The sequence below is a fragment of the Amnibacterium setariae genome, from assembly GCF_003581425.1.
GTDB classification, from domain to species: Bacteria; Actinomycetota; Actinomycetes; order Actinomycetales; family Microbacteriaceae; genus Amnibacterium; species Amnibacterium setariae.
Map to the genome: position 1 here is coordinate 23804 of NZ_QXTG01000001.1, position 15694 is coordinate 39497.

Consider the following 15694-nt stretch of genomic DNA (forward strand, 5'->3'; position numbering starts at 1 on the left):
GTGTTTCTCACAGCATTCTGCTGGCTCCGACACGCCGTGAGCACTGGCGCACCGTTACCGGACCGTTATACGTTGCTCCCGCGTCGAACGTTTGCTGTGGCGGACGGCGCGTGTGTTTGCAGGACACTCTTGGTGCAAGGGATGAGGGCCGGCCGCCGCCTCTGCGGCCGGCCCTTTCCCATGCCAGCGCCCTTGATCAGACCGTGAATCCGCGGTGGCGGCGCAGCAGCTTCCGCAGCATCGCGAGCGTCTGCAGCACCGTCACGACGGCGAGCACCGTCCAGCCCACGGTGAGCAGGCCGGACTGCCACACCGCGTCCAGCTGCAGCCAGCCCCACGCGACCACGGCCGTGACCAGCCCGGCGCCGAGCACCGCTACCAGCGCGCCCGCGCCGCCGCCCTGACCGTTCTCCGCCCGGGCCTGCGCGGCCCAGTTGTCGCGCTCGGTCCTGGTGACCACCTGCGCCCACGCCTTCAGGAAGTGCACGCCGCGCAGCAGCATGTAGATCTCGCCCGGCACGAAGGCGATCGCGTGCAGCACGTCGCGGGCCGTCCAGCCCTTCATGCTCGTGGCGGTCCGCAGCGCGAGCAGCACCGAGACGACGGGCGGCAGCGCCCACCACCACGCGAACGCGAAGGCGTGCACCGAGAGGGCGGCCGCGGCCAGCGCGAGGAACAGCACGCGCGACGCGAGGTTCATCAGCATCGCGACGTTCTCGCGCCACCGAAGCCGGAGGTTCGGGTGCAGCGGGTTGCCGAGGATCAGCTCGACGCCGCCCGCGTTCCACTTCACCTGCTGCGCGTCGAGGGCGCGCACGGTCGTCATCGCGCCGACGGCCGCCCGCGCGGAGGCGGAGATCTTGGTCCGGTAGCCGGCGGAGCGCAGCTGCAGCGACAGGAGCGAGTCCTCGATCTCCGAGTCGACGACCCAGGGCGTGTCCTGCCGGTTCGCGATCATCGTCCGCTTCATCGCCGCCACGTTCAGCAGCGAGCACTGGCCGCCGAGCACCGCCATGTTGCGCGACCGCAGCAGGTTGTCCATGTTGAAGCCCGCGAACTGGAACCGCTGCGACCGGACGAGGAAGCCCTGCAGCGGGCTGCGGGCGACGGACTGGTCGAACCCGTAGATCGCGGAGACGCCGCCCACGCGGCTGTCCGACACGATCTCCTCCGCGAGGTGCTGCAGGCACCGGCGGTCCAGCACGGTGTCGCCGTCCACGCCGAGGATGTAGTCGTAGTCCTTCGCCAGCGCGAAGCCGTAGTTCAGGGCGCCGACCTTCTTGTCCGGCACCTCGCCCATGTCGATCACCGTGACCGAGCAGGTCATGACGGCGTCGCGGTGGGTGCGGCGGTGCTCGCCCTGGTACTCGCGGGCGACCCAGTAGGTCTCGTCCGTCGAGTTGTTGACGAGCACGAAGACGGCGTCGGGGACGCGGGTCTGGGCGAGCAGGGACTCGATGGTCGCCCCGATGCTCGCCTCCTCGTTGTAGGCCGGGAGGATCGCGGCGATGCGCGCGTCCTCGACGCGGCGGCGGGCGGGCGGCTCGAGCAGGCGTTCGAGGTCGAGCAGGTCGGGGGTCGCGGGGAGCGGCATTCGGGGGCCTTCGCAAGCGGGCGCGACGGACCTGGGGAGGCGCGTCGTCGCCGTCGACGGGCGGCCCGGGTACGGCCGCGCGGGCGACGATGGGGGGACGTCGCGCCTCCGACGGTAGGAGCGGCGCGGCGCCCCCGGCAGGCCCAGTCCGAGTGGTCCCCCGTCGAGGGGTCGTGCACGGAAACGCGTGCGCGACCGGGAGGCCCCCGTTCGCTCAGGACCGCGCCCAGCCCTCGCCGATACCGTCCGGGCATGCCCGACCAGGACGCCCCTGCCGTCGTCTGGCTGCGCGACGACCTGCGCGTGTCGGACAACCCCGCCCTGCGCGAAGCCGTCGACTCCGGCCGGCCCGTCGTCGTCGTGTACGTGCTCGACGACTCCGGCGACGTCGGCCGGCCGCTCGGCGGCGCGAGCCGGTGGTGGCTGCACCACAGCCTCGAGGCGCTCGACGCGTCGCTGCGGAAGCGCGGGAACCGGCTCGTGCTCCGGCACGGCGACGGAGCGGGCGAGATCGCGTCGATCCTCGAGGAGACCGGGGCGGGGCTGCTCACGACCAGCCGCCGCTACACGCGGGGCGAGCGCGAGCAGGACGACCGCGTGCAGCGGGCCGCCGAGGAGCGCGGCGTCGCCGTGTCCGTGCACACGGCGTCGCTGCTGCACGACCCCGGCGCCGTGCTGAACGGCGACGGCGAGCGCTTCGGCGTCTTCACCCCCTTCTTCCGCGCCCTCACCCGCGGCGGGGCGCCGCGCGAGCCCGTCGCCGCGCCGAACGCCGTCGCGCCGTGGACCGGCGACCTGCGCTCCGAGGACCTCGACGACCTCGGGCTGCTGCCGATCGGGCCCGACTGGTCCGCGGGCCTCGGCGAGACGTGGACGCCCGGTGAGAAGGCCGCGCACCGGCGCGTCGACGAGTTCGTGCACGAGCGGCTCGCCCGCTACGCCGACCAGCGCGACGAGCCCGCCGCCGAGGCGAGCTCCCGCCTCTCCCCGTACCTCAAGTTCGGCGAGGTCAGCCCGTACCAGGTGTGGCACCGCGTGCAGCAGGCGGACGTGCCCGCCGACATCCGGCTGAAGTTCCTCACCGAGCTCGGCTGGCGCGAGTACGACTACGACCTCCTCGACGCCCACCCCGACCTCGAGACCGTGAACATCCACCGGGAGTTCGACGCGTTCCCCTGGGCGGAGGTCGACGACCGGGTGCTACGCGCCTGGCAGCGCGGGCGCACGGGCGTGCCGCTCGTCGACGCCGGGATGCGCCAGCTCTGGCACACCGGCTGGATGCACAACCGCGTCCGCATGGTCACGGCGTCGTTCCTCATCAAGAACCTCCGCTACGACTGGCGCATCGGCGAGCGGTGGTTCTGGGACACGCTCGTCGACGCCGACCCGGCGAACAACGCGGCCCAGTGGCAGTGGGTCGCCGGCTCCGGCGCGGACGCGGCTCCCTTCTTCCGCGTCTTCAACCCCGTGCTCCAGGGGCAGAAGTTCGACCCGCGGGGCGAGTACATCGCGACCTGGGTGCCCGAGCTGCGGGACCTCGACGCCAAGGGCCGGCACGAGCCGTGGACCGTCCCGGACGGGCCGACGACGGGCGAGCACCCGGCGTACCCGGAGCCGATCGTGGACCTCAAGGCCTCCCGCGCCGCCGCGCTCGACGCCTACCAGCGCATGCGGTCCTGACGCGTCCGCGCTACCGTGCACGCCGCCTGTGAGCGCCGTGGCGCGCCGGTGCGCCTGCCCGGCGGCACGCGAACGGGTGCCTACAGTTCCCCCGATCCGGTCGCGAATCGCCGTGCCCGACGCCAGACACGACATCCTCGAGGGGACGCACGCCGTTGCACGACGACACCCGAGCCGCCGCCCGGCACGCCGCCGGCGGCCCCCGGACGATCTGGGGCGGCATCGGCCGCACCCTCCTCGTGCTCGTCACCGTGCTGGCGATCAGCTCCGTCTCCGTCGCGGCCTACGGCGCCTGGCACCTCACGTCGAAGTTCCAGACGAACGCCGTCGACATCGGCAACGGGAAGCCGGTCGAGATCGCCGCGATGGACGGCGCGTTCAACGTGCTGCTCGTCGGCGCCGACAACGCGCCCGGGCAGAAGCACTTCGGCGCGAAGCGCGACGGCACGCTCAACGACGTCAACATCCTGATCCACGTCTCCGCGGACCACTCCCGGGCGACCGTCGTCAGCATCCCGCGCGACCTCGTGATCCCGCACCCGCAGTGCACGGACCCGAAGACCGGCGAGACGTTCTCCGCGATGGCCGCGCAGCCCCTCAACACCGCGTACGCCCGCGGCGGCCTCGGCTGCGTCGTGGCGACCGTCGAGAACCTGACGGGGCTGAACATCCCCTACGCCTCCCTGTTCTCCTTCCAGGGCACGGTGAAGATGGCGGACGCCGTCGGCGGCGTCCCGGTCTGCGTGAACAAGGCGGTCGACGACCCCGACTCCGGCCTCAAGCTGAAGAAGGGCGTCTCCGTCGTGAAGGGCCGGATGGCCCTCGCCTACCTCCGCAGCCGTCACGGCGTCGGCGACGGCAGCGACCTCTCCCGCATCGCGTCGCAGCAGGCGTACATGTCGTCGCTCATGCGCAAGATGACGTCGGCGGGCACGCTGTCCGACCCGACGAAGCTCTACGGCCTCGCGAGCGCCGCGGCCAGCAGCATCACCCTGTCCCAGTCCCTCGCGAACCCCGACACCATGGTCCAGATGGCGGTCGCGGTGAAGACCGTGGGCCTCGACCACATGGTGTTCGTGCAGTACCCGGCGGTCGACGACCCGGTGAACCGCAACAAGGTGATCCCGAACGCCGCCCTCGCGACGGCGCTGATGGACCGCGTGCAGAAGGACGAGCCGATCCGGCTCGACAAGGACTCGCTCGGCCTCAGCACGAAGCTCGGCAAGGCCGCGAAGAAGCAGGCGGCCGCGGACGCGGAGTCGACGGATTCCCCCACCCCGTCGCCGACGAAGACCGCGGATCCGGACGTCGTGGCCGGCCTCCGCGGGCAGACCGCGGCGCAGCAGACCTGCTCGATCGCCTACGGGAGCCGCTGAGCGGCGACGTTCAGCGCACCGCCGCGAGCACCTGCTCCGGCGTGATCGCCGCCATGCAGCGGGGCTCGTGGTCGGGCGTCAGCGGGCACCGGGCGGTCCACCAGCACTCCTGCTCGGTGATCGCGGTGGGCGTGCGGACCGGGCACTCCGGGTAGCCCTGGAGGTTCACGGTCGCCCGGCCGCGGTAGCCGTACCGGCCCGCGACGGTCGCGCCGAAGAGCCCGACCGCCGGGAGCCCCGCGGCGGTCGCGAGCCGCACGGGCCCCGTGTCGCCGCCGATCGCCCGGCCGTCGCGCTCCGCCGCCGCGGCCGCGAGCCCCGCGAGGGCGCGCAGCGGCAGGGGCGGCGCGACCACCGCGCCGGCCCCGGCGAGCGCCTGCCGCTGGTCCTCCGCCTGCGAGACGACGACGGGCGACCACCCCTCCGCGCGCAGCCGGTCGACCGTCTCCGCCCACGCGGCGAGCGGCCACTGCTTCACCCGCATGCCGGAGTCGGGGAACAGCAGCGCGGGCCGGCTCGGCACGAGCTTCGTGAAAAGCCGGCGACCCTCCTCCCGCTCCGCGTCGTCGAGCACGAGCCGCGGGGGCAGGGCGCCGAACGCGGGATCGACGACGCCGTCCTCCACGAGCAGGCGGAGCATCCGGAGGTCGACGGCCTCGTCCGCGGGCGGGCGGCGCCAGAGGTTCGTGACGGCGCGGCGGGCGGTGCGCTGAAGCAGCTCCGGCAGGCCGTGCTGGCGGTTCGTCGTGATCGCGAGGTCCGGGCGCAGCTCCTCGAGCACCGGCACGACCGCGCCGAGCACGGCGGCCTCGTCGCGGCCGGGCACGGGGACCACCGCGTGCAGCCGGGGGTCGCGCTCCAGCAGCACGTGCCAGGGCGCCGTCGTCACGACCGTGGTCTCCGCCTCCGGGTAGGTGCGCGTCACGGCCTCGATGACCGGCAGCGCGAGGAGCAGGTCGCCGAGCCCGCCCATCGTGTCGACGACGACGATCCGCATCAGGCGACGTACACGGCGAGATGCCGCTCGGCGATGCCGTCCCAGTCGTGCTCCTCGGCCCACCGGGCGCCCCGGTCGGCCACGCCCTCCGCCAGATCGGCGTCGTCGAGCACCCGCCGGAGGCCGGCGGCGAGCGCGGCTCCGTCCCGCACGGCTGGCACGACGACGACGCGGTCGCCGTCGACGAGCTCGGGCTCCGCCTCCTCCCCGGCCGTGACGACGGTCGGGAGCCCGTGCGCGAGGAGCGTCAGCAGCGACCCGCTCTTCGCGGTGACGCCGTGCGTGAAGGGCAGCACCCCGGCGTCCGCGGCACCGAGGATGCGCGACACCGCGTCCGGCGCCCGGAAGCCCGTGATGTGCATCCGGTCCGCGACCCCGGCGGCCGCGATGTCGGCGCGCAGGTCCGTCTCGAAGGCGGCCGCCTCGTCCGCGGGCAGGGCGAGCGACTCGAAGCCGCCCACCACCACGGCGTGCACGTCGCGGCCATCCTCGCGGAGCGCGGCGAGCGCGGCCGCGAGGTAGCGCACGCCCTTCACGGGGTGCACGAAGCCGAAGAACGCGAGCAGCGCCGCCCCGTCCGGCACGCCGAGCTCGTGCCGCACGGCCCGCCGAGCATCGTCGGTCGCGGCGGCGTCGGCCACCGCGACGTTCGCGCCGATCGGGATCGTCGCGGTGGGCAGCGCGCCGGGGAAGCGCCGGCGCACCGCGTCCTCGTGCCCGCGGTTCGTCGTGATCACGCCGCCGGCGCGCGGCACCAGCAGGCCGGTCTCGCGGTCCGCGAGGCGGAGCGCCTCGAGCCGGCGCCAGAGCCCCTCCGGCAGCCGCCGCTCCCAGCGCCACCACCCGTACTCGTGCAGGGTCGCCACGAGCCGCCGGCGACCGAGCACGAGGGGCAGCAGCCCGACGCCGATCCGGAAGCCGTACATGGACGGCGCGAACTGGACGTGCACCACATCGGCGCCGCGGGCCGCCCGAGCGGCGCGGAGGAGCGCGACAGGACCCCAGGTCGCGCCCGCGGACCGGGCGCCGCGCACCGCCGTCGCCGACCCGGTGTGCAGGATGCGGACCACGGCACCGCGCGCCGAGAGCGCCGCCGCGAGGCGCACCACGTAGTCGCTCACGCCGTCGCGCTCCGGGTCGAGCCGGCCGCAGACGAGCAGGACGCGCAGCGGCCGCTCGGGCCCGGGTGCGGCTCGCATGCCGGAACGGTAGCCCGCGCCGGCCGGGCGCCGGCCGGGTGCGGTCAGCGGGGCTCGAGCACGAACACCGGGATCTCGCGGTCGGTCTTCGTCTGGTAGCCCGCGTAGTCGGGCCAGACGGCGACCGCGCGCTCCCACCACGTCGCGCGCTCCTCGCCCTCGAGCAGGCGGGCGTCGTAGTCCCGGCGCTCCGGGCCGTCCTGCAGCTCGACGTGGGGGTGCGCGACGAGGTTCCAGTACCAGGTCGGGTGCTCCGGCGCGCCGCCCTTCGAGGCCACGACCGCGTAGCGGCCGTCGTGCTCGACGCGCATCAGCGCGGTCTTGCGCAGCTTCCCGCTCTTCGCGCCGACCGAGGTCAGCACGATGATCGGCACGCCGCGGAGGGTGTTCGCCTCCGCGCCGCCGGTCGCCTCGTACCGCTCGGCCTGCTCGCGGGCCCACTGCGACGTGCTCGGTGCGTACTCTCCGGTCAACGGCATGAGCCGATCATCCGCAGCGCTCAGCCGTCGCGCAAACCGGGCGCAGCACACTGTCGGCATGGCCACCACGCTCACCTTCCCGGAATGGCTCGCCGAGCAGCAGGACCGCGGCGACGAGGTCGCCGAGTTCGCCCGCGAGGTCGCGCACCTCACCGACTTCCCGCAGTCCGGCGGCAAGGCGATCTACGACGGCTACTTCGAGACGGCGCTGCCCGCGCAGCAGATCGTGTACGAGCGCGCCTGGACCGAGTTCAGCGCGCACCCGGAGCCCGCCGTCTCCTGAGCCCCTCGCCTCCATAGGCGAGTTATATAAGGCTGCTATGCTGGTGGCGTGACCGACGAGCCCGCCGCCGACCTGGCCGCGCTCGGCCGCGCCTTCGAGGAGATCGTGACCTGGCTGCGCCGGTCGCGGTCCTCGACCGACGTGTCCGCCACCGCGCTCAGCCTCCTCGACCGCCTCGACACGGGCGGCGAGCACCGGGTGACCGATCTCGCTGCGCTGGAGGCGATCACGCAGCCCGCGGCGACCTCGCTCGTCAACCGGCTGGAGGCGCGCGGCTGGGCCGCGCGGAGCGCCGACCCCTCCGACGGCCGGGCGACGCTGGTCACGATCACCGACGCCGGACGCGAGCGCCTGCACCAGCACCGGGAGGAGCGGTCCCGGCGGATCGCCGACCTCCTCGTGCGACTCGCTGCGGACGACCAGGCCGCGCTGCTCGCAGCGCTGCCCGCGCTCCGGCACCTGACCGCCGTGCCGGTGGCACGGCCGACCGCGTGAGGACCGCCGTGCACGACACCCCGACCACATCCCCCTTCAAGCAGCCGCGAGCCGTCTGGGCCGTCGCCTTCGCCTGCGTCGTCTCCTTCATGGGCATCGGGCTCGTCGACCCGATCCTGAAGAGCCTCGCGGGCCAGCTGGACGCGACGCCGACGCAGGTCGAGCTGCTCTTCACGAGCTACCTCGTGATCACCGCGCTAGCGATGCTCGTCACCGGCTGGGTCTCGAGCCGGCTCGGCGCGAAGCGCACGCTCATCGCGGGCCTCGTGATCATCGTCGTCTTCGCGGCGCTCGCCGGGCTCTCGGGCTCCATCGGCGGCATCGTCGGCTTCCGGGCCGGCTGGGGGCTCGGCAACGCGCTCTTCATCGCGACGAGCCTCGCGACCATCGTCGCCTCCGCCTCCGGCGGCTTCGCCGGCGCGATCATCCTCTACGAGGCCGCCCTCGGCGTCGGCATCGCGCTCGGCCCGGTGGTCGGCGGCCTGCTCGGCAGCATCAGCTGGCGCGGTCCCTTCTTCGGCGTCAGCGGCCTCATGTTCATCGCGCTCGTCGCGACCGTGTTCCTGCTGCCGAAGACGCCGGTGCCGGCCCGCAAGCAGCGGCTCTCGGAGCCCCTCGCGGCGCTGAAGCACCGCTCGCTCGCGACCACGAGCATCGTCGGCCTGCTCTACAACTGGAGCTTCTTCACCCTGCTCGGCTACTCCCCGTTCCTGATGGGCATCGAGAATCCGATCCTGCTCGGCGCCGTGTTCTGCGGCTGGGGCGTGCTCGTCGCGCTGTTCTCGGTGCTCATCGCCCCGCGGGCGCAGCGCCGGTTCGGGACCGCCAGGACCCTCTACGCGGCCTTCGCGCTGTTCGCCGTCGACCTCGCCGTGATCGGGATCTTCTCGACCACGCCCGCCGTCGTCATCGTCGGGGTCATCATCGCCGGCGCCTTCATCGGCACGAACAACACGCTCGTCACGACCGCGGTCATGAGCATCGCGCCGGTCGAGCGCCCCGTCGCCTCCGCCACCTACGGCTTCGTCCGGTTCATCGGCGGCGGGCTCGCCCCGTTCGTCGCCGGCCTGATCGTCGAGGCGTTCGACCCGCAGGCGCACCTGCCGTTCTTCATCGCCGCGGTCACCGTCGCGGTGGCGGCGGTCGTGCTGAGCACCGTCCGCTCCTCTCTCGCCGCGGCGGACCGCGGCGAGGTGGCGCAGCCTGAGCGCTCGACGCTCGACCGCGTCGAGGGCCGCGACCCGATCGTCGGCGGCCTCGCGGTCGGCGACGCCGACTGACCCGCACCCGCTCGCGCGGTGGCTGACCCACGTAGCGCGGTAGCCGCGCCGACCCGCGGTACGCATGCCGACCGCGCGACGGCAGGGCTACCGCGCGAGGGCAGGGCAGGAGCCGGACGGCGCGCGGAGCCCGCGGAGGAAGGCGGGAGACCGCCAGCGCTGCATACCCATTTGCAGTCCGGCGGCCTCCCTCGTCTCACCAGCGACGGCCCGAACGGTCGGATGATGAGACTCCGGAGCCGGACGGAACGCGGCGGCACCGTCCGGAGTCGTGAAGGCGCATGCGGGGGACATGCTCGCCGACCGGGTGGGTGGGTGGTCGGCGCGCTCAATGTATCCGTGCCCTGGAAACCGGTGCAACGCGACGTCCCCCGAATGGAAGTCGGCACGTACCCCGGTCGCACCGCGGGGTCGTCGCCGCGTTCTGCGGCTATGCTGCTGGCGCCGGGAGACGTCGCATAGTCCGGTCGAGTGCACCACCCTGCTAAGGTGGAGAGCCCTATTAGGGCTCCGTGGGTTCAAATCCCACCGTCTCCGCTCCTGTCGTAGCCCCGAGATCCGCGTGATTCCGGGGCTACTGCCCTGTTTGGGGCACTGCCGAAGACGGCTCTGCCCACACTTTGCCCACACTCGAGCGCATATACGCCTCATCGAGGCGGTCCGAAACGACGTCCAAGTCGTCGTCGAAGAGGTCGGCGTAGATGTCGAGCGTCATCGCTGCCGACGCGTGGCCGAGCATCCGCTGAACGGCCTTGACGTTCGCGCCGGCGCTGACAGACAGACTTGCTGCGGTGTGCCGGAGGTCATGCAGCGTCATCGGATCGAGCCCCGCCTCCTTCAAGGCGGTCTTGAACCAAGACCGACTGCCGCTGCTCACGCGCACGCGGCGCATGTGCAGCCCGTCGGCCGCTGCGAACACGAGCTCGTCATCGCCTCGGCCTACTGTCTGCTCGCGCAGTGCCGTCTCTAGCAACCGCGGAAACGGGACTGATCGGCGCTTGTGGGACTTGGGCGTGCCGAGGCGGATCTCGGGCCCGACTTCGACCGCGTTGACCGAGACGGCGATCCTTCGCCGCTGAAGGTCCACGTCCCCGACGCGGAGGCCGATCGCCTCGCCCCAGCGCAGCCCCGTGTAGGCGAGCAGCAGAACCAACGTGCGATGCTCCCCCGACACGCCGGCCAACGAGTGGACCTGCTCGTGAGTCAAGTACCGGTGCTCCTTCCGCACCTTGCGTGGCAGGTTCACGCCCCGCGCGGGGTTCGACTGCACGCGGCGGTCCTTGACCGCGACATCCAGCACCCCGGCCAGAACCCCGTACGCCCGGAGCACCGTGGTCGCGCCTCGAGCAGCGCTCAGTTCGGAGACCCACGCCTGGACATCGCTGTGGCGCACCTCGCTGAGCCGAACGGCGCCCCAACGCGGCTGGACGTGAACTCGCCATGCGATGAGCAACGGGCGAAGCGATGACGGCTTGAGGTGCGTCTGCTGCGTGAGCCACACCTCACCGAGGTCGCCGAGCGCGATGCGCGCGTCGCCCGCGTTGACGTACTCTCCGCGGGCCTTGGCCACCTCGACGGAAGCAAGGAACATCTCCGCGTCGCGCTTCGTGACGAATCCTCGACGGTCCGTCTGTCGGTGGTCCGGCGTGCGGTACCGCACCCGGTAGCGCCGTCCAGCACTCGTCGGATAGCTCTCGACCGATCCCACGCGTTCCTCCCGGCTGTTTTGAAAGGTCTCCTCGAACCGCCCTCTACTCATGCGCAGACCGCCCGCCTCCTTCCAGGCGATTAGCGATCGGCAGCGAGGGTCAGCTCTCGTGGGCTGTGGAGGACGGGAGACGGGCGCCTGCGCTATTCGCCCTAACCGCGCCGCGGTCGGTGAACACGTCTCGGACCGAGACTCGATCCGCGATGGCTCGGCCGGCTGGCGATGCCCTCAGAGCAGCTCGGACTGCTCGACCGCTGCTGTCGTTGCACAGGTACGTGACGCTGTCGGCTCCTCCAGCATCGAGGCGTCTCCTGTAAGCCTGGAAGATCGACAGGTACCGGGGTGCCCGCTTCGGAGTGAGCTCGACCTCGATGAGCTGCTGAGTACGACGACCGATCGCAACTCCGTCGGCCTGGTGGCTCCCGACCTGCGCAGGCCGCTCGTCCCGCCGCCACGCAAAGCTGGCGTTGATGTACCGAGCCGACACCGAGGCGACCGCGACCTCATGCCGCGTCGTTTGCCGGTAGATGTTCGGCCGTGATAGCCCTGTCGCCTCGTAGGTTCCCCAGACGATCGAGCCACCCGGGCCGCCGAGGTTCGCGCGCTCGATCAGCCCCACGAGGTCCATCCGCGCACACCACGCCTGGGCCCGACGTGTCGACACCGGACCATCGACGCCGTTCAACGCTCCAAGTACCCATCGGATCGCCTGCACATCCGTCACCCGAACGATCCGCAGCCACTCGCACATCCGCTCGTCCCGAGCCGTCACCCACGCCCGACGCTCCACACCGTCCGTATCCCGCACCACCACGAAACCCCGCCTCCGATGTCAGCCACACCTCCGATCACGCCATCACCGACCACCCCTCCTTGACATCTCACCTGTGTTCCTTAGACACAACTGATTGCCCTGTCCTGGCCTGCCACCTGGACTCCCGAACCACCCCTACACAACGCTTCATTTCAAGTTGTGTGGGGGTGGTTCGGGAGCCGCGTCAGCGGAGGTGGCAGGCCAGGACAGGGCAAGACGCCCGAAACCCCTCGCAAGACCCCACGCAACCAACGACGGGTACAACGACGGGCGACCCAGGGAGGATGCCCACTGTGATCGGGTCGCAGGCGCGCTGTCGCAGCCTGAAGCCGTGACGCCGGCGCGAGACCACAGCTCTGAAACAAGCGCGCCTCGCTGGCGACGGATTTACGCACGTGATCAGAACCTGAGGCTCTATCGGCGCGAGATCTCGCTTCCCCGCGCGAGACACGTAGGACGTCGAGCTCCTGCGCCATCCGTCCCTCGTGCGACGTCCGCGAGGTCGGAGAACGCGCCGCTCGCTCTGGACGAGCTTAGGAACGCCGAGGGGCGACCAGCCCGTGATCGATAAGACTCCGGCCCGTGTCGAGAAGTGTTTCGACCGCCGACCTTGTACGCCATCCCAGCTCGTCGGCGGCTTTCTGGCTTGAGAGGTGCTCGCTGCGCCCCACCGCTGGGAGCATCAGCTTGACGGCAGGATCGAACCGGGCGGCGAGCCAAAGCGCCGCGAAGGGCAGCCGAGCAGTAGGCACGCGGAACCCTTGCGGTCGGAACTGATCTGCGAGGACACGAGCCATGTCCTGCATCCACATCGCTGGTCCGGCAAGGATGTATCGGCTCCCCGGCGCGGCCGGAGCGGTCATCGCGAGCAAATGGGCTGCAGCGAGGTCGCGAACGTCGACGACGCTGAACGCCAGACGCGGCACGGCGGGCAACGATCCGTCAAGCAGACGCGCGACCACCTCGCTGGACGCGTTAAGCCGAGCGACTTGAAGCGGCCCCAAGACAAGTCCCGGATTGAGCGCCACCAACTCCAATCGCCCGGCCGACGGCTGCTTGTCAACGAAGTTCCAGGCCGCCTGCTCGGCCATCGTCTTGCTCTTCTCGTAGGGCGAACTTTGCGGGAGAACAGACCAGTCGGCCTCAGTGAAGATCCTCCCGGTGCGAGTCTCGTGACCGGCGGTCACTGACGAAGTAGAGGAGGTAAGCACAACACGGCGGACAGATGCCCGCGCTGCCGCACGGAGGACCCGCAGCGTGCCCTTCACCGCAGGTCCGATCAGCGCGTCCTCGTCTTCGGGCAATGCTGAGGGGTTCGGCGAGGCCGTGTGCAGCACCACGTCAACTCCGTGTAGCGCTCGCTCCCAACCAATGTCGGAATCAAGGTCCGCGGCGACGAACTCGATACTGCCGCGCCCCTGCGCAGCTTGCGCACTGAGATGGGCCACTGCTGCGGTTGACGGATCTCCGCGCACTGTGCCGCGGACCGTGTACCCCTCACTCAGCAGCCGGGATATCACGTGCCCGGCGACGAACCCCGACGCTCCGGTGACGAGCACCCTCGGGCTAGGACGACCTTCCACAGCAACTCCTTGGTACGGGCTCCACCTCACTGGAACGCCTGCAGGTTGCGGCTGACCCAGTGCTGGAATGTGCGAGGTGGGCGCTGCAGAACGGAGGCGACGGCGGAACTGACCAACCGCTCCTCGGGGACAGGGGCGCCCAGCACGTCAAGGGATCCGGCCGCCATCTCGCCGCTCATAAACCGCGTCATGGCGCCGTAGGCATCATCACGCGCGACCTCCCGGAACTCGACCTCCTCGCCGAGCGCGTCCGCGATCGTCCGCGCCTGCTCGCGCGGGGTGATCGGCGCCGGACCCGTCAGGACGTAAGTCCGGCCGCGATGCCCGTCCTGCGTGAGAACGGCAGCCGCTACCGCGGCGACATCCGTCGGGTCCACGCTCGGCAATGCGACGTCGCCGAAGGGGGCGTAGACCGTCCTCTGAGCGCGGATCGAAGACACCCACCCGAGCGCGTTGGACATGAAGCCGTTCGGCCTGAGGATCGTGAATCCGGGTCCTGCTGTCCGTAGCGCCAGCTCGTATTGAGCCAGTCGCGCGTGCGACCTCGCTGCGGGGCGCGTACCAACAATCTGCGACGACACGAGGACGACGCGCTCCGGGCCAGTGTCGGTCACGGCCCGGATGAGTCGGTCCGGGTCCTCGCCCTCGCTGGTAAGTCCGCCCGGAAGGAGGACGAAGACGGCCCGCGCGCCAGCTGCGAGCGGACGCACGGAGTCGGCGACATTCATGTCCGCGCCGACCCACCGCACATTGGGAAGGCGGGAGTAGTCGACTTCGTTTCGCGACACGGCGACCACGTCCTCCTCATCCTGAGCCAAGAGGTCGACCAGCGGTCGACCGATGTTGCCGGTTGCTCCGATTACGACGATCATGTTGTCCCTTTCAGTCAGCCGACTGACTGAACGCTAGCAGGTGCAACTCCTCGGCTTTACGATCGAGTCGTGAGCGCCGCCCGCGACCCGCGCCCGCCCGCGACAGAGAGCGCGCGTCGCCTCACGGATGCCGCAATGCAAGTGCTCTATGAGCACGGCGTCGAGCGTTCGACGCTCGCTGACATCGCCCGCGCCGCGCAGATCCCGGTGGGGAACGTCTACTACCACTTCAAGACGAAGGACGCTCTGATCAGCGCAGTCCTGGCAGAGCACCGCACCTATCAGGAGACGGTCCTGCGTGAGCTGTCGGCGCGACCCGACCCGCGCGAACGCTTGAAGGGGCTCGTCGACGATTGGATGAGTCACCGTGACGCGGCATCGCGTCGAGGTTGCCCCACTGCGACCCTCGCGACCGAGCTGGGCAAGCGCGAGGACGACGCACTCGCGCTGGAAGCACGTGTGCTCTATGTGGACTTGCTGGCCTGGATCGGCAGGCAGTTTGAAGCGCTCGGAGCCGCTCATCCGCGGGACTCGGCTCTGTCGCTGGTCTCCCGTTACGAGGGCATGTCCGTGCTCGCGCACGTTCTCCGCGACCCCGATGTGATCGTGCGGCAGGGCGAGGATCTCTCCGCATGGCTCGATCAATGCTGATCGACGCCTCGCCCGACTGACCGAAGGCAGGAACGGCTCGTGGTTCCAGGCGGAAGCTCTCGCTCCGCCGATCCGTGTGGCGAAACGAGCCCCCGCTGGCCTCCCGCTCGAATCGCGGCGACATGATCCCTCGTGGTCGCGAGCCTCCAGTGGCGGACGCCGCGAGCAGCTCAAGCAGGCTCGCGCAGCGCGGCAAGTTCGACCTGCTCGCCGTACATGCCCCAGCGGGAACCGGGGATGTCATGAATGACGACGAACGTGGGGGTTCTGTACTCGGCAGCCTCTGCATGCTCGTCGAGGACGCTCGTCGCCTCAGCGATCAGCCGCTGTCGAGCATACGCATCGAGGCCTCCTTCGAGCGCGAAGACCTCGAGCACGATCGTCTGCCTCGTCGCCGCGCGTCCAGCACTGAAGACCGTCTCGGGGCTCCACTCGTCGAAGACGACCCAGACCCCCTCCCTCACCTCCTGCCGGTCGGCGAGCTCCTCGCAAGCGATGCCGAGTTCGGTGAGCTCGGCCGCGACGGACGCGCGAGCATCATGGGAGAAGGTGCCCGCGGTCGAGCGGACGAAGAGCTTGGGCATGACGCTGCACTTCCTATTTGGATCGAATCAACATGCGAGGGATCGGAGCGGGTTGCGCCTGGGTCTGGGCGATGACCCGCGCCGTTTAGACGAGCGGTG

The 15694-nt window shown here is 71.0% G+C and carries 15 protein-coding genes and 1 tRNA gene; 7 read left to right on the forward strand and 9 right to left on the reverse strand.

Features of this window, described 5'->3' with window-relative positions; all coding sequences use genetic code 11:
* Positions 1-196: 196 nt before the first annotated feature.
* Positions 197-1594 (reverse strand): glycosyltransferase family 2 protein, encoded by a 1398-nt coding sequence (locus D1781_RS00145; RefSeq protein WP_119480295.1) that lies wholly within the window; start codon positions 1592-1594, stop codon positions 197-199.
* A 252-nt stretch (positions 1595-1846) separates the two neighbouring features.
* Here D1781_RS00145 and D1781_RS00150 point away from each other — a divergent pair, with 252 nt between their 5' ends.
* Both D1781_RS00150 and D1781_RS00155 read left to right on the forward strand, forming a co-directional pair.
* Positions 1847-3274: a cryptochrome/photolyase family protein gene (locus D1781_RS00150; RefSeq protein WP_119480296.1), complete on the forward strand. Its 1428-nt coding sequence runs from the start codon at positions 1847-1849 to the stop codon at positions 3272-3274.
* A gap of 155 nt (positions 3275-3429) precedes the next feature.
* Positions 3430-4650 carry an LCP family protein gene (locus D1781_RS00155; protein ID WP_119480297.1) on the forward strand — a complete coding sequence of 407 codons (1221 nt, stop codon included), beginning with the start codon at positions 3430-3432 and terminating at the stop codon, positions 4648-4650.
* 10 nt (positions 4651-4660) lie between these two features.
* Here the strand turns inward: D1781_RS00155 and D1781_RS00160 are convergent, their stop codons facing one another.
* The 3 genes from D1781_RS00160 to D1781_RS00170 are packed head-to-tail and all read right to left on the reverse strand — an operon-like array spanning position 4661 to position 7325.
* On the reverse strand, positions 4661-5647 hold the full coding sequence (locus tag D1781_RS00160; RefSeq protein WP_119480298.1) for a glycosyltransferase family 9 protein: 987 nt from the start codon (positions 5645-5647) through the stop codon (positions 4661-4663).
* On the reverse strand, positions 5647-6846 hold the full coding sequence (locus tag D1781_RS00165) for a glycosyltransferase (protein WP_119480299.1): 1200 nt from the start codon (positions 6844-6846) through the stop codon (positions 5647-5649). Before D1781_RS00165 ends, D1781_RS00160 begins: the two co-directional genes overlap by 1 nt.
* 44 nt (positions 6847-6890) lie before the next feature.
* A complete protein-coding gene (locus tag D1781_RS00170) occupies positions 6891-7325 on the reverse strand; it encodes a nitroreductase family deazaflavin-dependent oxidoreductase (RefSeq protein WP_119480300.1) in 435 nt (144 codons plus the stop codon).
* A 58-nt stretch (positions 7326-7383) separates the two neighbouring features.
* Between D1781_RS00170 and D1781_RS00175 the strand changes: the two genes are divergently transcribed.
* From D1781_RS00175 to D1781_RS00190, 4 genes are all read left to right on the forward strand, one after another.
* Complete coding sequence (locus tag D1781_RS00175) at positions 7384-7608, forward strand: hypothetical protein (RefSeq protein ID WP_119480301.1); 225 nt, start codon at positions 7384-7386, stop codon at positions 7606-7608.
* 48 nt (positions 7609-7656) lie between these two features.
* Entirely contained in the window at positions 7657-8103 is a 447-nt protein-coding gene (locus tag D1781_RS00180; protein WP_119480302.1) for a MarR family winged helix-turn-helix transcriptional regulator, read from the forward strand.
* Positions 8104-8111: 8 nt separating this feature from the next.
* Positions 8112-9383, forward strand: coding sequence for an MFS transporter (locus tag D1781_RS00185; protein WP_119480303.1), 1272 nt, complete (start codon positions 8112-8114; stop codon positions 9381-9383).
* Between the two features lie 447 nt (positions 9384-9830).
* Positions 9831-9920 (forward strand) — tRNA-Ser (locus tag D1781_RS00190).
* 37 nt (positions 9921-9957) lie between these two features.
* On the opposite strand, the gene D1781_RS00195 is transcribed toward D1781_RS00190, so the two are convergent.
* The 4 genes from D1781_RS00195 to D1781_RS00210 all read right to left on the reverse strand — a co-directional run bounded on the left by D1781_RS00195 (position 9958) and on the right by D1781_RS00210 (position 14360).
* Positions 9958-11091 (reverse strand): tyrosine-type recombinase/integrase, encoded by a 1134-nt coding sequence (locus tag D1781_RS00195; protein ID WP_119481633.1) that lies wholly within the window; start codon positions 11089-11091, stop codon positions 9958-9960.
* Positions 11092-11191: 100 nt separating this feature from the next.
* Entirely contained in the window at positions 11192-11905 is a 714-nt protein-coding gene (locus D1781_RS00200) for a hypothetical protein (RefSeq protein ID WP_119480304.1), read from the reverse strand.
* Between the two features lie 533 nt (positions 11906-12438).
* Positions 12439-13518, reverse strand: a complete 1080-nt coding sequence (locus D1781_RS00205) for an NAD-dependent epimerase/dehydratase family protein (protein WP_325048762.1) — start codon at positions 13516-13518, stop codon at positions 12439-12441.
* Positions 13515-14360, reverse strand: a complete 846-nt coding sequence (locus D1781_RS00210; protein WP_119480306.1) for an SDR family oxidoreductase — start codon at positions 14358-14360, stop codon at positions 13515-13517. Before D1781_RS00210 ends, D1781_RS00205 begins: the two co-directional genes overlap by 4 nt.
* Positions 14361-14429: 69 nt before the next feature.
* Here D1781_RS00210 and D1781_RS00215 point away from each other — a divergent pair, with 69 nt between their 5' ends.
* Positions 14430-15011 carry a TetR/AcrR family transcriptional regulator gene (locus tag D1781_RS00215; RefSeq protein WP_199706314.1) on the forward strand — a complete coding sequence of 194 codons (582 nt, stop codon included), beginning with the start codon at positions 14430-14432 and terminating at the stop codon, positions 15009-15011.
* Between the two features lie 170 nt (positions 15012-15181).
* Here D1781_RS00215 and D1781_RS00220 read toward each other — a convergent pair whose 3' ends face one another.
* Positions 15182-15595: a tautomerase family protein gene (locus tag D1781_RS00220; RefSeq protein WP_119480308.1), complete on the reverse strand. Its 414-nt coding sequence runs from the start codon at positions 15593-15595 to the stop codon at positions 15182-15184.
* Between the last annotated feature and the right edge of the window lie 99 nt (positions 15596-15694).